The sequence below is a fragment of the Amycolatopsis sp. WQ 127309 genome (genome assembly GCF_023023025.1).
In the GTDB taxonomy this organism is placed as follows: Bacteria; Actinomycetota; Actinomycetes; order Mycobacteriales; family Pseudonocardiaceae; genus Amycolatopsis.
Genome location: NZ_CP095481.1, coordinates 7,696,800 through 7,718,395, shown reverse-complemented (window position 1 = coordinate 7,718,395; position 21,596 = coordinate 7,696,800). Strand labels below are relative to the sequence as shown.

Genomic DNA, 21,596 nt, shown 5'->3' with positions numbered 1-21,596 from the left:
CCGCCTTCCTCGTCCGGGACCCGAGTAAAGCACCGAACGCCGCCCGCGGCTCGCGGACGACGCCCGGTGGGGTGACGGCGCCGGGTGGCTACTTCTGCCACTCCCCCGGTTTCGGCACCCCCGGCAGCGCGGTGGTGTTGTTCCAGCTGGTCTGCGGGTTGGCCAGGCCGCCGCCGGGCTGCTTCCACAGCTGGAGGTTGATCGGGCGGCCGCTCTCCATCGCCGCGGCGAAGCTGTGGTGGCCGTCGCCGGCGAGCTTGAGCTGGTTGGAGCCCGGCGGGTAGTAGACCTTGACGTCCAAGGGCTTGTCCATCAGGCCGTCCGCCTTCCACTTCGCGATCTTGTCGTCGATCACGCCCTGGAAGACGTGCTCCTGCATCGGGGTCACGTCGCCGTACTGGCTGCCGCTGATCTTCTGCGGCTCCGGCTTGAACGTGTACTCCCCCTGGAGCTTGCCGTTCGCGCCCGGCGGCGGCTGGTGGAAGTCGTCCCTGCCCGGCGGCGGCTTCGACGCCGGGTTGCCCGTGGTGCCCGGCGCGCCGCCCGCGTCCGGCTTCGGGTTCGACGGCCCGGGGGTGTCCGGGGTGTCGGTCTTGGAGTCGATCTTCGGTTTCGTGCTCTGCGGCGGCGGTTCCGGCCGGGGCGGCTTGCTGCTCGACGGCGTCGTCGTGTCCGGCTTGGGCTTCGGCTTGGGTGGCACGACGGGCCTGCCGTCCGGACCGAGCTGCGGCTTCGGTTTCGGCTTGGGCGGCACGATGGGCCTGCCGTCCGGACCGAGCTTCGGCTTCGGCTTGAGCGGCGGCGGTGTGGGCTTCCCGTCACTGCCACCCGTGTTGCCGGCGTCGTGCCCGCCCCGCGGGGTCTGCGGGGCACCGTTGCCCCCGCCCGCGGACTGCGAGCTGGTGCCGCAGTTCATCAGGCCCAGCGCGTCGAACTCCGCGTACGGATCGGGCACGTAGGCGTACGGGTCCGGTCCCGGTTCCAGGCCCAGCGGGTCCTGGCTCAGGTACCGCGCCGTCGCCGGGTCGTAGTAGCGGAAGACGTTGTAGTGCAAGCCTGTTTCGGCGTCGGCGTACTGGCCGGGGAACCGCAGCGGCGTCGGCGCGGCCGTCAGCTCCCGGCCGTGCGCGGTGCGGCGGCTGGTCCACACCAGCCCGCCCCGCTCGTCGAGCAGGTCGGTCGGCGTGCCGACGGCGTCGGTGACGAACGTGCGCAACCGCGTGCCCTGGGCGTCCCGCTCGCGCTGCACGACCGGGGTGACCGTGCCCGGCAGGTGGTCCCACGTGACGATCCGGCCCGGCCCGGCCTCCTCGATGAGCGTGGTGCCGTCCCAGGTGTAGATCGTGGTGGCGGTGCTGCCGTCGGCGCCGTGGCGGGTCTTGCCGACGCGGCGGCCGAGCGGGTCGTAGTGGTAGCGCCACACCGTGCCGTCCGGCGTGGCCGCCGCCGTGAGGCGGTCGCCGGACCACGTGAACCGCACCGCGCCCTGGGTGACCCGCCGGCCGTAGCCGTCCTCGGTCACCGCGAGGTCCGCCGGCGGGAGCAACGTGCCGCCGTTGTCGTAGCGGTACTCCTCGCGGCCCTGCGCCGAGGTGACGCCGACGACGCGCCCGGCGGCGTCGCGCGTCAGCGCGGTCGTGCCGGTGACGTCGTCGTGCAGCGTCGCGAGCGTCCCGTTGGCCTGGTAGCCGAAGGCCCGCCGCTGCACCGGGACGCTCCCGGCGGCGACGGCCTGCGTGGCGAGCTCGCCCTGGCCGCCGTAGGTCTGGCCGAGCTGGGCGGCGCCGTCGTGGCGGCCGATCACGCGGGACGCGGTGTCGTGGCGGTAGACGATCGCGTGCGGGCCGGCCAGCAGCCCGATCGGCCGGGCGAGGTCGTCGAAGAACCAGGTGCTCTCGGCGTCGCCCGGGGTGCGGCGGTGGATGTAGCCCGACTCGTCGTACTCGAAGCTCACGCTGCGCCCGTCGACGGTCTCGCGCACGACGCGGCCCAGCTCGTCCCGCTCGAACTCCACTGTGGACTCGCCGTTCGCGGCGTGCGCCAGGTGCCCGACGGGGTCGTACCGGTAGGTGGTGGTGCGCTCCGGCGCCCGCACCTCGACGAGGTTGCCGATGACGTCGTGGCGGTAGGTGGTCACCAGCCCCGCCGGGTCGGTGGAGCGGACCAGCTGCCCGGCCGCGTCGTAGGCGTAGGTGCGGGTGCGCCCGGCGAAGTCGGTCTGCGCCTGCAGCCGCCCCAGCTCGTCGTAGCGGTAGAGCCAGGTGCGGCCCTGCGGGTTGGTCACCGAGGTCAGGCGCAGCTCGGTGTCGTAGCCGTACACCGTGCGCGCGCCCGCCGGGTCGGTGAGCGCCGTGAGCACGTCGAACGGGCCGTACTCGCGGCGGGTGACGCGGCCCAGCTCGTCGACGTGCTCGGTCTCGTTGCCTTCCCCGTCGTAGCGCCAGGACGCGCGTTCCTGCCGCGGTCCGACCCGGGCGGCCGAGCGGCCCTCGACGGTCCAGCTGAGCGCGACCGTCCCGGTCGCGGTCGGCAGCGCCCGCGGCCGGCCGAACTGGTCGGGCTCCACGCCTTCGGGCGCGGGCGGCTCGTCGCCGCCGAGCGAGATGGGCGTGGCGACGCCCATCGGGGTGGTCCGCGGATCCGGCGCGTCGTCTTCGTACCGGCGGTGCCAGGTGGTGTCTCCACTGTGGACGGTGATCGCGGCGGGCCCGCCCGCGTCACCCTCGACGAGCACCACGGAGCCGTCGGGCCGGTGCACCTGGGTCAGGGTGCCGTTCTCGTCGTAGCCGTAGCGGGTGGTGCGGCCCAGCGGGTCGGTGCGGGAGAGCAGGCGGTCGTAGCGGTCCCATTCGGAGAGCGTCACGCCGCCGATCGGGTCGACCTCGCGCACGACCTGGCGCGCGTCGTTGAGGTGGAACTCGGTGACGTGCCCGAACGAGTCGGTGTGGCGCGTGAGGTGGTCGTCGTAGGCGAACGTGCCGTCGAGGAAGCCGCCGTCGCCGGTGGTGCGGACGCACCGGCCCCGCTCGTCGTAGGTGTAGGCGTAGTGGACGTCGTTGCGGTCCTGCCACGACGTGAGGCTCCCGGCCTCGTCGTAGCCGAACCGCTGCGCCTGCCCGGAGGAGTTGGTCACCGCGGACAGGTGACCCTGCGGGGAGTACTCGAAGCGCAGCGCCGTGACGTCCGGCAGGCCGTCGCCCAGGACGACGACCTCGCTCACCCGGCCGCGCCGGGTCCGCAGCGCGACGCGGACGCCGTCCTCGCGGCGCAGCAGGGTCGGGGTGCCGAAGTCGTCGTAGAAGACCTCGACCCGCTGCTCGCCGTCGAAGGCGCGCAGCGGCACCACGCGCCCGGAGCCGGAGAACTCCAGCACCGCGTCGTCGGTGGTGAGGGTGAACGTGTCGCCGTCGCGGGTGAGCGGCCAGCGCGCGCCCTCCAGCGGCAGCTGCGCGCCGTCACCGCGCGGGTAGACGAGGATCGTGCCGGCGGGCGAGAAGTAGCAGACGTGCTCGTCGTCCACCTCGAGCCGCTGGTCCACAGTGGACGACCACGAGACGCCGAACCAGTGGCCCGCCCGGTAGGTCGACACGTGCGTGCGCGCCAGCACCAGCGAGCCGAGCTCGAGGTCGAGCTGTTCGAGGATCACCTCGCCGCTCGCGATGTCGACGGGGTCGTCCTTGCAGACGCGGTTGTCCGGGTCGGGAGCGGTGTCGCGCGGGTTGTCCGGCTTGTTCGACGACGGGCTGGTGCCGCCGCCCCCGGACGAGCCCTTCCCGCCGCCGCCGTTCCCGTTGCCACCGCCGTGGCCGCCGGGCGGGGTGTCGCCGTTGGCCCCGTTACCGGACGGCGACGTGCCGTCGTTCTTGGGCGGCGGGCCGTCGTGCTTCGGCGGCGGCGTCCCGTCCGCGCCGGAGGTCGTGGTGCTGTCGCCGCCGCCCTTGGGCTTGGGCTCCGGCGCCTTCGGCGTACCGTCGATCTTCGGGGGCTTCTTCGGCGCGGACACCTTGCCGGGCTTGATGTTCTTCAGCGCCTTCGCGGCGTCGCCGAACAGCGAGCCGGCCCGCTTCAGCAGCGGGATGAGCGCTTTGAGGGCCTTGACGAGCCGGGTGACGAGGTCGGCGATCTTGGACGCCGTCTTCGCGACCGCGCCGATCACCTGCGGCACCACCCAGGTCAGGCCGATGCCGAGGGTGAACACGACCTGCAGCGCCCAGCTGATCAGGTGCCCGACCAGCTCGGCGATGATGTCGCGCACCAGGGACCGGACCGCGCCGACGACCTCGCCGGCGGTCTTCACGCCACTGGAAGCGCCTTCGCAGCCCTTCTGCGCGCTCCCCAGCAGGGCGACGAGGTCCTGCGACTGCTGCCGGTAGGCGTCGGCCGCCGGACCCGTCCACGACTGCAGGTCGGCCTTGACCATGTCGCCGAAGTCGGTGCCGACGCTCTGCAGCTCGCCCGCGATGTTCTTCCACGTCTCCGACTGGGCGGCGATCTCGTCGGCGTTGCCGGTGAGGCCGTTGAGCGCTTCCTTCAGCGGCCCGACGTGCTCGATCAGCCAGCCCACCCCGGCGGCGAGGATCGCGCCGAAGGGGTCCATGGCCATCGACAGCGCGTCGAGGGCGGTGCCGACCGCCCCCATCGCGACCGACGCCCAGTCACCGCTCTCGATCGCGGACTTCAGGTCGTTCGCCGTCTCCAGCAGGGAGATCCCCGAGTACGCCTTCGTCGAATCCTGCGTCGGCGCGATCAACGGGTTGCTCATGTGGTGGAACCATCCTCAGTGGGGGGACCGCTCGCCGGCTCACCCTGACCGGCCCGAGATCTTTTCAAGCTACCAACTTCCCGGGAACCGGCGCCGGGGCCTCCGGATCGGTTGCCCGTCCGATCACCCACGGATGCCCGCGCAGCCTCCTGTTCGGGCGCACCGGCAGTCGAACTCGTCGAACCGGTCGATCGAGCACATCGGGCAGCCGACCTCATGCGGAGGTGTTCCCTTTTGCGCGCTCTTGGGCGATAGTGGTCGAAGCTGTGTTTTACAACGTTGTAAACCCTCTCGTGGAGGTCCGATGCGCGGGCGGCTGTCCTGGAAACGCACCCGGTCGGCGATGACGTGGATAGCCACGCTGAGCCTCGCCGCGCAGCTCGCCCTCAGCGGGGTCAGCGGCGCCGCGGGCGCGGCCGGGGACTCCTCGGCGCGCCCGGCGCCCGGCGGGGGCACCCACTTCCTCGACCACGCCGCCGCCCTCGCCGGCTACTCGGATCCCGCCTGGTACGAAGCGAACATCCCGTTCGTGGACCTGCCCGACGCCACCATGCAGAGCGTCTACTACTACCGCTGGCGCGTCTACAAGGAGCACCTGCGCTACACGAACCCCACCGACGGCTGGATCTCGACGGAGTTCCTCGACTGCTGCGGGTACGCCGCGCCCTACCAGGCGATCGACGCCGCCGCCGGGCACCAGCTGACCGAGGGGCGCTGGCTGCGCGATCCGAGCTACGGCCAGGACTACCTCAGGTTCTGGCTGACCGGCCCCGGCGCGGGCCCCAAGCCCGCCACCGACGACGTCAACGCCGACACGACCGACTGGGCGCACGAGTACAGCGTCTGGCTGGCCACCTCGGCCTACGGCCAGGCCCAGGTGACCGGGGACTTCGCGCCGTTGCGCCAGCTGCTCCCGGCGCTCGTGCGCCAGTACCGCGGCTGGGACAAGCAGTTCGACCCCGGCCTCGGCCTCTACTGGTCGGTGCCGGTCTGGGACGCCATGGAGTTCTCCGCCTCCTCCTACGAATCCGCCGAGCCCTACCACGGCGGCGCCGGCTACCGGCCGACGCTCAACTCCTACCAGTACGGCGACGCCGTCGCGATCAGCCGCATCGCGGACTCGGTCGGCGACCACCGGCTCGCGGCCGAGTACGCCCAGCGCGCCACCCGGCTGCAGGCCGCGATGCAGAAGTGGCTGTGGGACCCGGAACGCGGCTTCTACTACGCCATGGCCCGCGACGACAACCCGGGCCACCGGCTGTCCGGCAGCCGCGAGCAGATCGGCTACCTCCCCTGGACGTTCGGCGCCGCCGGGCCGGCCGACACCACCGCCTGGTCCCAGCTGCTCGACCCCCAGGGGTTCGCGAGCGCCTACGGCCCGACCACGGCCGAGCGCCGCAGCCCGTTCTTCATGAAGGACGCCGGTTCGTGCTGCCGCTGGGACGGACCGAGCTGGCCTTTCGCCACCTCCCAGACCCTGACCGGCCTCGCGAACCTGCTGGACGACCACCCGGGCCGGCTCCCGGTGTCCAAAGAGGACTACGCCGCCGCTTTGGCCACGTACGCCCGGACCCAGACCAGGAACGGCAAGCCCTACGTCGCCGAGGCGCACGACCCGGACCGGGACGCGTGGATCTACGACGGGCAGAACCACAGCGAGGACTACAACCACTCCACCTACACCGACCTGGTCCTGTCCGGGCTGCTCGGCCTGCGCCCGCAGTCCGGCGACACCCTCGAGGTCAAGCCGCTCACCCCGGCCGGCTGGGACCACTTCGCCGCCGAAAACGTGCCCTACCACGGGCACAACGTCACTGTCCTGTGGGACCGCGACGGCAAGCACTACGGCCAGGGCGCCGGGATGCGCCTCTACGTCGACGGAAAGCTCGTCCAGCGCTTCGCGACGCTGCGCGACACCACGATCGACGTCGGGCGCACGGTGGTGCCCCAGCGGGACGACCTCGTCGACGACGCCGCCAACCCGCTGCGCACCGGCTACCCGCGGCCGATCACCTCCTACACCTGGCCGAACGACAACGCGTGGAACGCGCTCGACGGCAAGGTCTTCTACAGCGAGGTGCCCGAGAACACGCGGTGGACCAACTACGGTTCGCCGAACCCGAGCGACTTCTACGGCGTCGACTTCGGTGCACCCACGCCGGTCGGCGACATCCGCTGGAGCGGGTACGACGACGGCGGCGGGGTCAGACCGGCCGCGGCCTACAACCTGCAGTACTGGACCGGCGCGGCCTGGCAGGACGTGCCCGGCCAGGTCCGCGCGCCGGCGAGCCCGGTGGGCAACGGCGTCACCCGCGTCACCTTCCCCACGCTCACCACGAGCAAGGTCCGGCTGGTGTTCACCAACCCGCCGGGCGCGTTCGTCGGCGTCACGGAGCTGGAGTCCTGGACGCCGTCGAGCCCGGACGCGCGGATCGCCGTCGGGCCGGCCAACGCCAACGGCGTCGTCCTCGTCGGCCGGAGCACCCCGCTGACCGTCACGGTGCGCAACACGACGTCGAGCCCGCTGGTCTCGCCGCGGGTGAGCGTCGCCGTGCCGGCCGGCTGGTCGGTCACGCCGGCCGGGCGGCCCGTCGCCGCGATCCCGCCCGGGCAGTCCCGGACCTCGACGTTCACCCTGACGGCACCGCCGGACGCCGAACCGGGCAGTGCGGCGACGCTGACCGCGACCGCGTCCTACCGCGGGCCCGGCGGCCGGACGGAAACCACGCACCAGCGCCAGCACCTGCAGATCCCGCACCCGGCCGGACAGCACGACCCGGTCGGCGCGTGGAGCCTCGACGAGGGCAGCGGCACCGTCGCCCACGACAGCGCCGGCGGCCACGACGCCGCCCTGACCGGCGTGCCCGGGTGGGTCCCCGGCGTGACCGGCACCGCCCTGCGGCTGGACGGCTCGAGCCAGTACGGGCAGACGAGCGGGCCGGTGCTGGACACCACCGGGAACTACTCGGTCAGCGCGTGGGTCCGGCTGGACCGCACGGGTTCGTGGGCCACCGCCGTCAGCCAGGACGGCGACCCGAGCAGCGGTTTCTACCTCCAGTACTCCGCGGCCGACGACCGGCTGGCCTTCTCGACCAGCGCGGGCCGGGCCTTGGCGGACGTCGCCCCGCAGCCGGGCCGCTGGTACCGGCTGGTCGGCGTGCACGACGCCGACGCGGGCACCTACGTGCTCTACGTCGACGGCGTGGCGCAGGCCAAGACCTGGAGCCAGGCGACCGGGGACGCGTCGCCCGGCCCGCTGGCCATCGGCCGCGCCGTCTCCGGCGGGCAGCACAGCGACCTGTGGCCGGGCAGCGTCGACGACGTCGAGGTGTGGAACCGGGTCCTGACCGCGGCCGACGTCACCGGCGGGGCGAGCCTCAGGCGTCCGGCTCCAGCGGGGCCGTGAGTTCGAGCTGGATGCCGTCGGGGTCGGTGATCGACAGCACCGCGATGCCGAACGGCGCCAGCTCGGCGAGTTCGCCGTGCTCGTGCCCGCCGGCGGCGCAGCGGTCGCGGATCTCGGCCAGTTCGGCACGGCCGCCGACCGAGAAGCTGACGTGGTCGAGGCCGACGCGCAGCGGGTCGAACCGGTCGCCGGCCCGGCGGCGCGGGTCGTCGCAGGGCCGGAGCCCGAGCTGCAGCTGCCCGTTGGTCAGCACGATCCCGCCCTGCAGGTTGTGGACCATCAGCCAGTGGTCCGGATCGTCCGGGGGCGGCACGGTGTCCACGGCCACCGAGAAGCCCAGCACGCGGGTGTAGAACTCCCGCGCGCGGGCGACGTCGGTGACGGTCAGCCGGATGTGGTGGACCGCGCCGGCCGCCGCCGTCACGCGGGGCCCCGGCCCAGGAACGCCAGCAGCGCGTCGTTGAACTCCTGGGCGTGGGAGGCGTTGATCGCGTGCGGGCCGCCCTTGATCACGACCAGTTCGCTGTCCGCGAGGGACTCCGCCGAGCGCTTGCCGCTGACCTCGAAGGGCACGATCGCGTCCGTGTCACCGTGGATCACCAGGGTGGGCACGCCGATCTTGGCGATGTCGGCGCGGAAGTCCGTGCGGCCGAACGCCGCGATGCAGTCGAGGGTGCCCTTCGGCGACGCGAACGCCGCGATCTCCTGGGCGTACGCGCGCTGGTCCTCGCTCACCAGCAGCTTGCCACCGGCACTGAAGAAGTCCGTCGTGAACTGCTTCAGGAACGCCAGGCGGTCACCGCGGACGCCGGCTTCGAACTGGCCGATCGTCGCGTCGTCGAGACCGCCGTCCGGGTTGTCGTCGCTCTTGTGGAGGTACGGCGGGACGGCCGCCGCGAGCACGGCCTTGGCGACCCGGCCGGCCCCGTGCGTGGCGAGGTGGCGGACGACCTCGCCGCCGCCCATCGAGAAGCCGACCAGCGTGACCTCACGCAGGTCCAGGTGGGTGAGCAGGGTTTCGAGGTCGGCGGCGAAGGTGTCGTAGTCGTAGCCGCCCCACGGCTGTGAGGACCGGCCGAAACCGCGCCGGTCGTAGGTGATGACGCGATAGCCCGCGTCGACGAGCACCGGCACCTGCGCCTCCCAGGAGCGGCCGCTGAGCGGCCAGCCGTGGATCAGCACGACCGGTTTCCCGGTGCCGTGGTCCTCGTAGTACAGGTTGATCGGCGCGGAGTTCTCGTGGCCGACGGTCACGCTGGGCATCTGTCCTCCCGACGGTAGAAATTACCTCGTCCACAATTCGAGTGCCCGCAATTCATCTGCCGCAAACATCGCGAGCACCGCTGGTCGTTCGGGGCGGGACGCGCACCGGATTGGCGTCAGCAGTCGCTCTTCGCCGTGTCGCGGACGACGAGCAGGCTGGTGAGACCGGTGCCGTGCACCTCGGAGGGCAGGTTGCCCGGCGTGCCTTCCAGCCGGTTCGCCTCGCCGGCGCTCACCTGGTAGGCCTCCAGGTAGAACGGGCCGGTGTCCTCCGGCAGCCCGATGACGAGGTTCAGCGCCGACCACCGGCCGGAGCCGTCGAAGACCACGACCCGCTCGAAGTACCGGTTCTTCGGGTCCTGCGCCTGCCGCACCAGGAGCACGACCTTGTCCGCGCCCGGCGGTGTCCCGTCACCGAAGTAGTTGTGGCAGTGCGGCACGGTCTTCACGGCGTCGAACCCGAACGCGACCGGCGCCTGGGTGGACGGCGTGGGCGGCAGGACCTTCGTGCTCGTGGGCGTGGGTGACGCCGTGGTGCTCGTGGACGTCATGGTCGCGACCCCGTTCGGGGTGCTGGTGCTCACCGCCGGGACGGCCGCCGACGGAGACGGCGTCGACGTCGGTGCCGTGGACGTCGTCGTCGCGGGTGGTGCCGCCACGTCCGATCCGCCGATGCCGAGCAGGGCCGCCGTGGCGACCCCGGCGCCCGCGGCGCAGACCATCAGGACCACCGCCAGCACCAGCGAGATCGCCCGGGCGGGCTTGCGCTGCCGCCACCGTTTCAGCAGCCGCGGCGCCAGGAACCACGCCGCGCCCGCCAGCACCAGGACGGCCAAGGTGAACACCCAGGTCGCCGGGCCCTGCCCGGTGAACGGCTGGAACTGGTCCTGCACGGCGGAGACGAACCCGACCCCGGGGCCGAGCACGGTCACCATGGCACCGAAGACGGTCCGTTCGAGAACGGTGCGCTTGTGGTCCTCGCCGAGCTCCCCCGGCGGCTGCTCGTCGGTCACGCGACCCCACTTCCGACGTCGAAATGATGCCTTCGAGATCGTGGGAACCCGTTGTGCCGTAACCGGATCCGTCGTCGAACACCCGAACGGACGCTGTTGGCCAATCCCCTACCGGGACGCTCGTCCGCCGATCACGAAGACGTCGGACACCGCGGTGAACGGCTCGACGCGGCCGGCCGGGTCCTTGGTGTCGCCGTGGTAACGGATGCGGTGCGGGCCGGTCGTGCCGGGTGGGATGTCCCAGGTGATCCGCACGACCGGGCCGGTGTTTTTGTCACGTGACCAGTGGAACTTCGTGACCCAGTCGCCGTCGTCGGCGATCGTGCGCCACTCTCCGTCCACTTCGGACTCGACCGTCAGGTACGTGCGGCCGCGGCGGAGGTCGTTGTTCGGGTGCGCGGCCACGAAGCTGACGCCGGCCCGCTCGCCGGGGCGGTAGCTCGGCGCGGGCTGGGTCAGGACCCGGCCGGGCGACGGGCCGTCCGCGGTCTCGTCCTCGGCGGGCCGGATCCGGCCGGAGTGGTCGGGTTCCGGCGTGCCCCGGTCCACCGGCGTCCCGTCGCGCAGGGCGACGGCCAGCCGCGCCGCGGTCTGCCGCAGGGCGTCGAGCTGCCAGCGCCCGAACAGCGTGCTGCCACCCTCGTACCGCTGGGCCGCGTACTCCTCCGGCGTGGTCACGTAGTGGAAGTAGCCGTTGCTGTAGCCGGCGACCAGCACGTTCTCGAGCTCGGCGCCCACGAGCTCGGCGACCGTGCGGCGCAACCGCAGGCCGGCCACGATCGTGACCTCGCCGGGAATCCCGATCAGGTACAGCGGGCCGACGCGCAGCAGCTGCACCGGGAACCGGGTGGCGATGAACGGGCGCAGCCGGTTGAGCAGGCGGCCCGGCAGCGTCATTCCCTTGGGCGCCTGGGCATCCCGCAGTCCGGGAGCGAGCCGGTACAGCACCGCGGACAGCGCGTCCCAGAAGGGGTTGCGCTGCTGGCGGAACCCGGCGAAGCCCTTGCCTTCGTCGGTGCCGGCCAGCGCCGCGGCGCCGCCGATCGGGCCGCGGGTCCGGTGGGCGCGCCCGTCGCCGCAGAACTCCGCCGAGACGGCCGTCGCGGACAGGTCGACGTGGGTCAGCCGGTGGTCCACCCCGCCGCGCACCGGGACACCCGGTTCCTCGAGCAGCTTGGCCGCGGCCGCGTACTGGCGCAGGCCGATGATCCGGGTGTTCTCGAACTCGTCGGCGGTCGGGCCGCTGCCGGGCCGGCCGCCGACGTTGGGCGACATGTCCCCGGCGTTGGTCTGCGCGAACGCGGCGACGAAACCCGGCGGCTCCGGCGCGAGGTAGTCGCCGCCCTCGACCTCGCGTTCCCAGTGCAGCGCCGCGTACCCCTTGTTGTCCGAGCTGATCAGCAGGTTCCGGTTGGTCATGCTGGTGCCGTGCGTGGCGAACCAGTTGATCACCCCGACGACCCGGCCGGCCCGCTCGACGCGCAGCACCGTCGTCTGCGGGTCGACGCCGTCGGGGAAGAACTCCCGGTCCGCCCGCGGGTTGCGGTCGAACGCCACCCGCGACCGGTTGGTGCTGGCGTCGCGCAGTTCCCCGTGCGCCAGCGTCAGCTCGGCGGGCGCGAGGTCGGCGTGCGCCCGCTCGACCGCCTCGGTGATGCCGTCGACGATCGCGGCGAACGTCTTGGGGTGGAACCCGTTGGACAGGTTGTAGAGGTGGTGGTGCCCGTAGCCGCCGGGGCCGCAGTGCGTGTGGGTCACGGTGATCATGACGTTGGACTCGGTGTACCGGCCGTCCAGGCGGGCCAGCACCGCGCGGTGCACGCTGGGGAACATCAGCGGCAGGTCGCAGACGATCAGCAGCACCCGGCGCGCGCCGTCGTCGATGACGAAGGCCCGCGCGCGCAGTCGCGTGTGGAGGCCCGCGCTGCGCTGCCAGGACTTGCCGTAGCCCATCAGTTCGCAGCCGGCGGCCTCGCCGGTGATGTCGGCGATCCCGCGGCCGACCAGGAACTCCCTGTCCGTCAACGACTGTCCCCTCCCGGTGGCGGCGCGGTCGCCCGCCTCGCTCCGGACGGTACTGTGCGCTGGTGACCGAGCCAGGACCGGACCGCGCCCTCAAGGGGCTGCGCAAGGAACCCCAGCAGGCCCGCAGCCGCGCGCGGGTGCGGGCGATCGTCGCCGCGGCCGACCGGATCCTGGCCGGCGAAGGCGTCGAGGCACTGACCATCCGCCGGATCGCCGACGGCGCCGGTGTGCCGACCGGCACGGTCTACCAGTTCTTCGAGGACAAGGCCGCGGTGTTGTCGGCGCTGGCGCAGCACTACATGGACAGCTTCGGCGAGACCATGGCCGAGGCGGTCGAAGCGGCGTCCCGCGCGCCGCTGGCGGACCTGGTCGACATCGTCTTCGACCGGTTCGTCGAGCGGTACCGGCAGAACCCGGGTTACGTCGCGATCTGGACGGGCCGCCACCTCAGCCCCGAGCTGCTGCGCGCCGACGACGCGAACAACGACCTGCTGGCCGAGAGCATCCGGCGGATCCTGCTCGCGCGCTCCGACGTCGTCGACGGACCGCCGCTCGCGCTCGCCTGCCGGGCGGCCGTCCGGGTGGCGGACGCCTTGCTGCAGCTGGCGTTCCGGATCGACCCCCACGGCGATCAGGACACTTTGGACGAGGCCAAGCGCCTCGATCGGCTCTACGTCGACGAGATCGTCACCAGCCCCCGCTTCCGCTAGCACTCCGGTCACCGCTCGGGTCCGGCGGCCAGCGCCTGGTGGATCAGGCCGGCCTCGGCCTGCATCCCGGCCAGGACCGGGTGGTAGGCGACGGCTTTGACCAGGTTCGTGTACTGGCCGTTGACCCAGGCGGCGCTGCCCGCGCACGCGTCGTGGCCCAGCGACGGGCCGTAGGTGTCGACGTAGGTCGCGCCGGTCTTCTTCGCGGCCTTGGCCAGGGCGGCGTTGAGGGTGCGCTCGACGCTGTCGAACCAGCGGTAGTCGCCGTCGGCGAAGGGGATCCGGTCCGGGCAGTAGCCGCTCGGCGGGACCAGCCGCGGGTAGCCGACCAGGACGATCTTGGCGCCGGGCGAGAGCGCGCGGGCCCCCTTGACGACCTTCTCCAGGTTCCGTTCGGTACCGGTGATCGCGGCGGTGAGGGTCTCGACGCCGTTGACGGTGAAGTGCTCCCGGCACGGCGAGCCGGTCGGGTCGGCGGCACGCAGGCCGGGGCAGGTGTAGATCATCGACCCGAACACGCTCGCGTCGTTGCCGCCGATCCCGATGGTCACCAGGTCGGTGTCCGGGGTCAGGGCGTCGAACTGCGGGTGTTCGTAGGTGATCGGCGCGTCCTCGCTGGGCACGGTCTGCTGCCTGGTCATGTTCGTGGTGTCCGCCGAGGAGCAGCTCACGTCGGTGAACGCGCCCGGGGTGGTGTAGATGCCGAGCCGGGTGGCCAGCCACGACGGGTAGTTGTTGTTCGACCGGAAGCACCAGCTCGCCGACTGCCACGGGATCAGCGGCCCGGCGGTGTAGGAGTCGCCCAGCGCGACGTAGTGGCGGAACGCCGGAGCCGGCGCGGCGCTCGCCACCCCCGCACCGGCCGTGGTGGCCACCGCCAGCGCGGCGGCGAGGACGATCCGGGACACCTTCACGGGCACCTCGTTACCTCGGAGTCGGAACGAAGGTAACTGTGAATCACGTTCATGTTTTCGTCAAGCCGGTCTGCCCCCGGAATCCCCCGGCGGGATCGACGGTGCCCGGGGAAGATTTCTCCGGGGCCGTGTCGATTCCCGGGTCGCCCGTTCGACCAGGGGGCGTGAGGCCGGCAGGCGGCCTGACCGGAACGAGGAGCACACGATGTCGAAGTACATGCTGATCATGCGGGGCACCGACGAGTCCAACGCGGCCATGATGGCCGACATCGACCGGGAGATGGCCGCGACCCGGGCGTACATCGAAGACCTGCTCAAGGCCGGGGTGCTGCTCGCGGCCGAAGGGCTCGACGACCCGGCCCGCGGTGTCGTGGTCGCCTTCGGCGGCGAGAAGCCCGTGGTCACCGACGGGCCCTACGGGGAGACCAGGGAACTGTTCGGCGGCTACTTCCTGCTCGACGTCTCCTCCCAGGAGGAAGCCGTCGAGTGGGCCACCCGGATGCCGGCCGTGGCCGGGTCGAAGATCGAGGTCCGCCGGGTCGCCGGCGACGACGAGGTCCCGGGTCAGGCCGGGGACGAGAACACCGGCCGCGGCTGATGGGACCGGCCGATGTCGAGGCCGTGTGGCGGATCGAGTCGGCGCGGATCGTGGCCGCGCTGACCCGGTTCACCGGCGACTTCGGGCTCGCCGAGGACGCCGCCCAGGAGGCGGTGGCCGAGGCGCTGGTGTCGTGGCCGCAGGCCGCGCCGGCCAGCCCGGTCGGCTGGCTGATGGCCACGGCCCGGCGGCGGGCCATCGACACGATCCGCCGCCGGGCCGCCCTGCGGGACCGCTACGCCCTGCTCGCGACCGAGGACGAGGTGGCCGAGGTTTCCGAGCACGACCCCGACCCCGACCGGATCGACGACGACGTCCTGAAGCTGATGTTCATCAGCTGCCACCCGGTGCTCTCCCCCGAGGCCCGGGTGGCGCTGACCCTGCGCGTGGTCGGCGGCCTGTCCAGCGAGGAGATCGCCCGCGCGTTCCTGGTGTCCGTGCCGACCGTGCAGGCCCGCATCACCCGCGGCAAGAAGACGATCGCGGCGGCCGGGGTGCCGTTCGAGCTGCCGCCGGCCGGCGAACGCAAGCAGCGGCTGGGCGGCGTGCTCAGCGTCCTCTACGTGATCTTCTCCGAGGGGTCGACGGCCACCTCGGGTGACCGGCTGGTGCGCCCCGACGTCGCGTACGAGGCGATCCGGCTGGCCCGCACACTGGCCGCGCTGCAGCCGGCCGAGCCGGAGGTGCACGGCCTGCTCGCGTTGTTCGAGCTGACGGCCGCGCGCTTCCCGGCCCGGACCGCCCCGGACGGCGCGCCGATCCTGCTCGAGGACCAGGACCGGCGGCGGTGGGACTTCTCGGCGATCCGCCGCGGGCTGGCCGCGCTGGCGCAGGCGTCACCGCGCGGGCTCGGCCCCTACGGCCTGCAGGCCGCGATCGCCGCCGTCCACGCGTCGGCGCCGTCGGTGGCGACGACGGACTGGGACCGGATCGTGCTGCTCTACGAGGCGCTGGGCCGGGTCGCGCCCTCGCCGGTGGTCGAGCTCAACCGGGCCGTCGCCGTGGCCATGGCGTCGGGTCCGGCGGCGGGCCTGGCCATCGTGGACGAGCTGGTCGTCACCGACCGGCTCCCGGGTTCGCACCTGGTCCCGACCGTGCGCGGTGAGCTGCTGACCCGGCTCGGCCGGCGCCCGGAGGCGCGCGCCGAGCTGGAGCTGGCGGCCCGGCTGTGCACCAACGAGCGGGAACGCTCGGTGCTGCTGGGCAAGGCGGCCGCGCTGGGCTGACCCGGGCGAGAAGTTGCGATTCCTCGTGACCGGGCCGCCCCGGCCGGGCCGTGAGCGGCGGATTCACAGAGTTCTCCCAGAAGCACTCAGGAACTCGCCGGACCGGCCGGGCACGCTCGCCGCATGACCACGATCGACGTACGGGGCCTGACCAAGCGGTACGGGCCCGACACCGTGGTGGACGACCTCTCGTTCACCGTCGAACCCGGGCAGGTGACGGGTTTCCTCGGCCCCAACGGCGCCGGCAAGTCCACGACCATGAAGATGATCCTGGGCCTGGCGGCGCCGACCCGGGGCTCGGCCACCATCGGCGGCCGCCGCTACGCCGGCCTCCCCGCGCCGCTCACCGAGGTGGGCGCGCTGCTCGACGCCGGTGCCGTCCACGGCGGCCGGACGGCCCACGACCACCTGCTGGCCCTCGCCGTCAGCAACGGTCTCCCCCGCCGCCGGGTCGGCGAGGTGCTCGCGCGGACCGGGCTGGCGGACGTCGCCGGCAAGCGGGCCGGCGGGTTCTCCCTCGGCATGCGGCAGCGGCTCGGCATCGCCGCGGCCCTGCTCGGCGACCCGCGGGTGCTGATCTTCGACGAGCCGGTGAACGGCCTCGACCCGGAAGGGATCCGCTGGATCCGGGACTTCATGCGGTCGCTGGCCCGCGACGGCCGGGCGGTGCTGGTGTCCAGCCACCTGATGAGCGAGATGGCGCAGACCGCCGACCACCTGGTCGTCATCGGCCGCGGCCGGCTCATCGCCGACACGGGGGTCGGCGAGCTGATGCGCGCGGGCGGCGCGGGGACCGTCCTCGTCCGCACGCCCGATCCGGGTTTCGCGCACCGGCTCACCGCCGCCGGGGCCACCGTGCGGGACGGGCTCGAGTCCTCGCTCGTCGTCTCCGGCCTGACCAGCGCGGAGATCGGCAAGCTCGCCGCCTACCACGGCGCCGCGCTCAGCGAGCTCACCCCGCAGCGCGCCTCGCTGGAGGACGCCTTCATGGAGCTGACCAAGGACAGCGTCGAGTACCAGGGAGTCACCGCATGAGCGCGCTCGCCCACGCCCTCCACAGCGAGTGGGTCAAGCTCCGCAGCCTGCGCTCCACCTGGTTCACGCTGGCGACCCTGTTCGTGGTCGGGCTCGGCATCACCGCCCTCACCGCGAACGCCGCCGGGAAGGAGTACGCGAGCGCGACGCTCGCGGACCAGCAGGCGTGGGACCCGGCCGGGCGCAGCCTGATGTCGTACGTCGTCGCCCAGCTGGTCCTCGGGGTGCTCGGCATCCTGATCGTCACCGCGGAGTTCGCGACCGGGCTGATGCAGACGTCCCTCATCGCCACGCCGCGGCGGCACCGGACGCTGGCGGCCAAGGTCGTGGTGGCCGCGGCCGTCGCCGTGGTGGCCGGGCAGGCGCTGATGTTCGCCGCTTTCTTCGTCGGACAGGCGGTTTTCGCCCTGCAGGACGCGCCGCACGCGAGCCTCGGCGATCCCGGTGTGCTCTCCGCCGTGACGGGCGGCGGCGTCTACCTGACGGCGATCGCGCTGCTCGCGGTCGGTCTCGGCGTGCTCGCGCGGGCCACAGCGGGCGCGTTCGCCACACTGGTGGGCATCGTCTTCCTGATCCCCGGGATCGCCGGGGCGTTCCCCGGCTGGCTCCAAGGTCTCTTCCGCTACTGGCCGACGCTGGGCGCGGCCGAGGTCCTCAAGACGGTGCCCGATCCCGGGTTCCCGCACCCGTGGCTGAACCTGGGCGGCCTGTGCCTCGGCGTCGCCGCCGTGCTGGCCGTCGCGTTCGCGGTCTTCCGGCGCCGGGACGTCTGATGCGCGACGTCCGCCGGGGCCTGGGCGCGGCGGCCGCCGCCCTGCTCGTGATGGCCGGAGTCGCACTGGCCGCGCTGCTGCTGCTCGGCGCCGGCCGGTTCGGCGACCTCACGGCGCTGACGGCGACGGTCGTCGCCCTGGCCGTCGGCGGCTCGGCGGACGTCGTCGCGACCCCGGCCGGCGCGCTGCCGATCGCCGTGCACGGCGCCGTCGACGTCATGCCGCTGGGCATCTCCCTGGCGGGCGCGGTGGTGCTGGGCGCGCTGGTGCTGCGGCACGGCCGGGACGGGCTGGCCGTCCGCGTCACGGCGGCGGCCGTCGCCGTGGTGGCGGGACTGACCGCGATCTCGTTGCTGGCACAGGGAAATCTGGCGCTGCGGCTGCCCGGCGGCTCGGGTGGCGGATCGGCCTGCGGGCCCGGCACGGGAGCCGTCTCGCGGTTGGGCGGCGCGGTCGACGCCGGGTTCTCCGCGGCCTTCCTGCCGACGCTGGCGGCCGCGGCGGTCTGGGCGCTCGTGGTCGCCGGGGCGTGCGCGCTCACCGTGCGGTTCCCGGCCGTCGTGCCGGGATTGCGTTGGGCCGCAACGATCTTCGGGGCGCTCACCGCCTGTGGCGTGCTCGTCGCGGGGGTGTTCGGCGGCGCGGCGGCGGCCGGGGCCGTGCTGCTCATCCTGCCGCAGGTGGTGTCCGGCGCGCTGCTGCTCGGGCTCGGCGTGCCGTGGACCCTGACGTCCGACGGCGTGCTTTCCTGCGCTCTCAGCGGGATCGAGCCCGGTGGCGCGTGGACCTGGGTGCCGGTGGTGGTGCTGACGGTCTGCGCCGTCGCCGTCGCCGCGCGAACCGGCCCTCGTGGCTCGCTACGCCGCGCCGGGGTGTTCGCCGTGGTGACGGGTGGCGTGCCGGCGGTCGTGACGCTGCTGTCCCGGGTGTCCGTCGACCTCGACGTCACGGCGTTCGGGCTGTCGATCCCGGTCCTCGACGCGCGGCTGTCGGCCGATCCCCTGCTCGCCTTGGCGGCCGGCGCGGCGGCGGGGTTCGCGAGCGGCCTGCTCGCCGGCGCGATCTCCGTATCCTCGCGGGCATGGAAGCGATGACGCCCGGGCGGCTGCTCGTGGTCGACGACGAAGCCACCGTCCGCGAGCTGCTCTCCGCCGCGCTGCGGTTCGCCGGTTTCGAGGTGACCTCCGCGGCGACGGCGGGCGAGGCCGTCGCCGCGGCCACCGCGCAGCCGCCGGACCTGGTGCTGCTCGACGTCATGCTGCCGGACATGGACGGCTTCGAGGTCGTCCGGCGGCTGCGCGAGCGGCACGCCCCGGTGCCCGTCCTGTTCCTCACCGCGCGCGACCGCCAGGCCGACAAGGTCACCGGCCTGTCCCTCGGCGCCGACGACTACGTGACGAAACCGTTCGACCTGGCGGAGCTGATCGCGCGGATCCGCGCGATCCTCCGCCGGACCACCGGCCAGCAGGCCGGTGTGCTGACCGTGGGCGCCCTCGCGCTCGACGCCGAAGGGCACCAGCTGACGCGCGACGGGCGGCCTGTCCGCGTCTCCGCCACCGAGTTCCGGCTGCTGCGCTACCTGATGGAGAACGCCGGGCGCGTGGTGTCGAAGGCGCAGATCCTCGACCGGGTGTGGCGCTACGACTTCGGCGGCGACGCCAGCATCGTCGACACCTACATCTCCTACCTGCGAAGGAAAGTCGACACCGAGGAGCCCAAGCTGATCCACACCGTGCACGGCGTGGGCTACGTGCTGCGGGAGCCCCGGCGGTGAAGCGGCTTTCGTTGCGGGCCAGGCTGTTGCTGCTCACCGCGGGCCTGCTGCTGGCCGGGCTCGCGCTGATCGGCGCGGTCGTCTCCGACCACGTCGAGCGCTACCAGCTCGACCGCCTCGACGGCCAGCTGCGGTCGCTGACCGAGCTGATCTCCCGGGTGCCGGCCGCCGGGCCGCCCGCGCTGCAGAACACGAGCGCCCGTCCCGAACTCCTCGATCCGGCGCTCGACCTGTTCGGCACGCCGTACCTGGTCTACCTGAACGCCGACGGCTCGGTGGCGGGCGGCCTCCACTCCTCCCGCCTCGACGCCGCCGCGCTGCCCGCCCCCGGCGCGCTGCGCACCATCCCGGCCGACGGGTCCGCGATGGACCTGCCGGCCGCCGACGGCTCGGGCCGCTGGCGCGCCGTCGCCCGGCCGACGGTCGGCTGGGCCGGGACGGTGCTCGCGGCCGCGCCGCGCACCGAGGCCGACGCCACGATCGCCCAGCTCCGGTCGAGCAGCCTGATCGGCGGGGCCGTGCTGCTCGTCCTGCTGACCGCCGTCGGCTGGTTCGCCCTCGGCCGGGGCCTGCGGCCGCTGCGCCGGATCGAGCACACGGCAGCCGCGATCGCCGAGGGCGACCTCACCCGGCGCGTGCCCGTGCTCGCGTCGCCCGGCACGGAGATCGGGCACCTCGCGGCGTCGCTCAACACCATGCTCGGCCAGCTCGAACGGGCCTTCGCCGACCGGTCGGCGTCCGAGGCCCGGATGCGCGACTTCGTCTCCGACGTCAGCCACGAGCTGCGGACGCCGTTGTTCGGCATCAAGGGATCCACCGAGCTGTACCGGATGGGCGCGCTGCCCGAGCGGGCCGACGTCGACGAGGTGATGCGCCGCATCGACCGCGACGCCACCCGGCTCACCGCCCTCACCGAGGACCTGCTGCTGCTCGCCCAGCTCGACGAGGCGCCCGAAGGGCAGCTCGACCGGGCGCCGATGGACCTGCGCACCCTCGCCGGCGACGCCCGGCACGACCTGCGCACCCTCGACCCGTCCCGGCCGGTCGAGCTCACCGGGCCGGCCGGCGCGGGCTTACCCGGCCCCGCGCCGGTGCACGCCGACGAAGCTCGGCTGCGGCAGGTCGTCACCAACCTCGTCGGCAACGCCGCCGCCCACACCCCGCCGGGCACGCCGGTCCGCATCGGCGTCGGCACGGTCGACGGCCGGGCCGTGCTCGAAGTGGCGGACCGGGGCCCGGGCCTGAGCACCACCCAGGCGGGCCGCGTCTTCGACCGCTTCTACCGCGCCCGGACCCGCTCGGGCGGCGCCGACGCCGGGCTCGGCCTGGCCATCGCGCGCTCCCTGGCCCGGGCCCACGGCGGCGACGTCGAGCTGGAGACCGCGCTGGGCGACGGGGCGTGCTTCCGGCTCACGCTGTCACGGTCCGAGTGACTGCGGCTTCTCCGCCGGCGGCGTGGCCAGGCTCTGGAAGCACGGCCGCAGCAGGTCGACGATCTGCTCGGGTGACGCGTCCGCGAGGTGCGTGAGGCGCAGCAGGTACCGCTCGGCGACCACGCCGTGGACGATCGCGCTGAGCAGGCTCGCGCGCAGGTCGGCGTCCGGCGTCGGGATCGCCTCGGTGAGCTGGTTGAGCTGCGGCTCCCCGGCGGCCCGGTAGCGATCGGCGGCGTCGGCGTTCGTGAGCATCGAGCGCAGGACCGCCAGGGACGCCGTCGGCTCGTCGGTCAGGCGCCGGCCCAGCGACGTGAGCAGCGCTTCGGCCACCTCGTCCGCCGTGCCGCCGGGCAGCTCGTCCGCGGGGATCTCGGAGGCGCGGGCGAAGAGCAGGTCCTTGCTGCCGAAGTAGTGCATGACCAGCCCGCCGTCGACCCCGGCGGCCGCCGCGACGGCCCGGATCGTGGTCCGGTCGTAGCCCAGCTCGGCGAAGATCCTGCGGGCCGCGGCGAGGATCCGCTCCTCGCTCTGGCGGCGTTGCTCCGCCCGGGACGGGCGGGCGCTCGGTTCGGTCACGCGGTCATTCTACGGTCGTTGACCCGGCGGGCCACTTCGTTCTACAGTCGTTCAATCAACGAGCGTTCAACGAAATGGAGCAGTC

The 21,596-nt window shown here is 73.3% G+C and carries 16 protein-coding genes; 9 read left to right on the top strand and 7 right to left on the bottom strand.

All coding sequences use genetic code 11. The annotated features are described in order from the left end of the window. Window positions 1–88 precede the first annotated feature (88 nt). The gene (locus MUY22_RS34820; protein WP_247051420.1) at window positions 89–4,762 is read right to left on the bottom strand and encodes an RHS repeat-associated core domain-containing protein; all 4,674 of its coding nucleotides are present in this window, start codon (window positions 4,760–4,762) and stop codon (window positions 89–91) included. A gap of 304 nt (window positions 4,763–5,066) precedes the next feature. On the opposite strand from MUY22_RS34820, the gene MUY22_RS34815 reads away from it, so the two are divergent. Beyond that, window positions 5,067–8,168 carry a LamG-like jellyroll fold domain-containing protein gene (locus MUY22_RS34815; protein ID WP_247051419.1) on the top strand — a complete coding sequence of 1,034 codons (3,102 nt, stop codon included), beginning with the start codon at window positions 5,067–5,069 and terminating at the stop codon, window positions 8,166–8,168. Here the strand turns inward: MUY22_RS34815 and MUY22_RS34810 are convergent. The 4 genes from MUY22_RS34810 to MUY22_RS34795 form a co-directional block, all read right to left on the bottom strand. Then, a complete protein-coding gene (locus tag MUY22_RS34810; RefSeq protein ID WP_247051418.1) occupies window positions 8,140–8,592 on the bottom strand; it encodes a VOC family protein in 453 nt (150 codons plus the stop codon). The two genes, MUY22_RS34815 and MUY22_RS34810, sit on opposite strands and share 29 nt — an antisense overlap. Beyond that, window positions 8,589–9,431, bottom strand: a complete 843-nt coding sequence (locus MUY22_RS34805) for an alpha/beta fold hydrolase (protein ID WP_247051417.1) — start codon at window positions 9,429–9,431, stop codon at window positions 8,589–8,591. Before MUY22_RS34805 ends, MUY22_RS34810 begins: the two co-directional genes overlap by 4 nt. A gap of 116 nt (window positions 9,432–9,547) precedes the next feature. Continuing rightward, on the bottom strand, window positions 9,548–10,444 hold the full coding sequence (locus tag MUY22_RS34800) for a hypothetical protein (protein WP_247051416.1): 897 nt from the start codon (window positions 10,442–10,444) through the stop codon (window positions 9,548–9,550). 108 nt (window positions 10,445–10,552) lie between these two features. After that, entirely contained in the window at window positions 10,553–12,469 is a 1,917-nt protein-coding gene (locus MUY22_RS34795) for a neutral/alkaline non-lysosomal ceramidase N-terminal domain-containing protein (RefSeq protein ID WP_247051415.1), read from the bottom strand. A 62-nt stretch (window positions 12,470–12,531) separates the two neighbouring features. Between MUY22_RS34795 and MUY22_RS34790 the strand changes: the two genes are divergently transcribed. Next, window positions 12,532–13,179, top strand: coding sequence for a TetR/AcrR family transcriptional regulator (locus tag MUY22_RS34790; protein ID WP_247051414.1), 648 nt, complete (start codon window positions 12,532–12,534; stop codon window positions 13,177–13,179). 8 nt (window positions 13,180–13,187) lie between these two features. On the opposite strand, the gene MUY22_RS34785 is transcribed toward MUY22_RS34790, so the two are convergent. Then, window positions 13,188–14,093 (bottom strand): SGNH/GDSL hydrolase family protein, encoded by a 906-nt coding sequence (locus tag MUY22_RS34785; RefSeq protein WP_247064256.1) that lies wholly within the window; start codon window positions 14,091–14,093, stop codon window positions 13,188–13,190. 205 nt (window positions 14,094–14,298) lie between these two features. Between MUY22_RS34785 and MUY22_RS34780 the strand changes: the two genes are divergently transcribed. From MUY22_RS34780 to MUY22_RS34750, 7 genes are all read left to right on the top strand, one after another. After that, on the top strand, window positions 14,299–14,691 hold the full coding sequence (locus tag MUY22_RS34780; RefSeq protein WP_247051413.1) for a YciI family protein: 393 nt from the start codon (window positions 14,299–14,301) through the stop codon (window positions 14,689–14,691). Next, a complete protein-coding gene (locus MUY22_RS34775) occupies window positions 14,691–15,917 on the top strand; it encodes an RNA polymerase sigma factor (protein WP_247051412.1) in 1,227 nt (408 codons plus the stop codon). The genes MUY22_RS34780 and MUY22_RS34775 overlap by 1 nt, the downstream gene beginning before the upstream one ends. A gap of 123 nt (window positions 15,918–16,040) precedes the next feature. Next, entirely contained in the window at window positions 16,041–16,952 is a 912-nt protein-coding gene (locus MUY22_RS34770) for an ABC transporter ATP-binding protein (protein ID WP_247051411.1), read from the top strand. Next, on the top strand, window positions 16,949–17,725 hold the full coding sequence (locus tag MUY22_RS34765; protein ID WP_247051410.1) for an ABC transporter permease: 777 nt from the start codon (window positions 16,949–16,951) through the stop codon (window positions 17,723–17,725). Before MUY22_RS34770 ends, MUY22_RS34765 begins: the two co-directional genes overlap by 4 nt. Next, the gene (locus MUY22_RS34760) at window positions 17,725–18,819 is read left to right on the top strand and encodes a streptophobe family protein (RefSeq protein ID WP_247051409.1); all 1,095 of its coding nucleotides are present in this window, start codon (window positions 17,725–17,727) and stop codon (window positions 18,817–18,819) included. The genes MUY22_RS34765 and MUY22_RS34760 overlap by 1 nt, the downstream gene beginning before the upstream one ends. Then, window positions 18,816–19,499 carry a response regulator transcription factor gene (locus MUY22_RS34755; protein WP_247064254.1) on the top strand — a complete coding sequence of 228 codons (684 nt, stop codon included), beginning with the start codon at window positions 18,816–18,818 and terminating at the stop codon, window positions 19,497–19,499. Before MUY22_RS34760 ends, MUY22_RS34755 begins: the two co-directional genes overlap by 4 nt. Further along, window positions 19,496–20,932, top strand: a complete 1,437-nt coding sequence (locus tag MUY22_RS34750; protein ID WP_247051408.1) for a cell wall metabolism sensor histidine kinase WalK — start codon at window positions 19,496–19,498, stop codon at window positions 20,930–20,932. Before MUY22_RS34755 ends, MUY22_RS34750 begins: the two co-directional genes overlap by 4 nt. Here MUY22_RS34750 and MUY22_RS34745 read toward each other — a convergent pair. Continuing rightward, on the bottom strand, window positions 20,918–21,511 hold the full coding sequence (locus MUY22_RS34745) for a TetR/AcrR family transcriptional regulator (RefSeq protein WP_247051407.1): 594 nt from the start codon (window positions 21,509–21,511) through the stop codon (window positions 20,918–20,920). The genes MUY22_RS34750 and MUY22_RS34745 overlap by 15 nt on opposite strands. Window positions 21,512–21,596 lie beyond the last annotated feature (85 nt).

Bases quoted from the DNA above. Each gene is read 5' to 3' on its own strand.
- MUY22_RS34820 (WP_247051420.1), bottom strand. From the start codon at position 4,762: ATGAGCAACCCGTTGATCGCGCCGACGCAGGATTCGACGAAGGCGTAC.
- MUY22_RS34815 (WP_247051419.1), top strand. From the start codon at position 5,067: ATGCGCGGGCGGCTGTCCTGGAAACGCACCCGGTCGGCGATGACGTGG.
- MUY22_RS34805 (WP_247051417.1), bottom strand. From the start codon at position 9,431: ATGCCCAGCGTGACCGTCGGCCACGAGAACTCCGCGCCGATCAACCTG.
- MUY22_RS34780 (WP_247051413.1), top strand. From the start codon at position 14,299: ATGTCGAAGTACATGCTGATCATGCGGGGCACCGACGAGTCCAACGCG.
- MUY22_RS34775 (WP_247051412.1), top strand. From the start codon at position 14,691: ATGGGACCGGCCGATGTCGAGGCCGTGTGGCGGATCGAGTCGGCGCGG.
- MUY22_RS34770 (WP_247051411.1), top strand. From the start codon at position 16,041: ATGACCACGATCGACGTACGGGGCCTGACCAAGCGGTACGGGCCCGAC.
- MUY22_RS34765 (WP_247051410.1), top strand. From the start codon at position 16,949: ATGAGCGCGCTCGCCCACGCCCTCCACAGCGAGTGGGTCAAGCTCCGC.
- MUY22_RS34760 (WP_247051409.1), top strand. From the start codon at position 17,725: ATGCGCGACGTCCGCCGGGGCCTGGGCGCGGCGGCCGCCGCCCTGCTC.
- MUY22_RS34755 (WP_247064254.1), top strand. From the start codon at position 18,816: ATGACGCCCGGGCGGCTGCTCGTGGTCGACGACGAAGCCACCGTCCGC.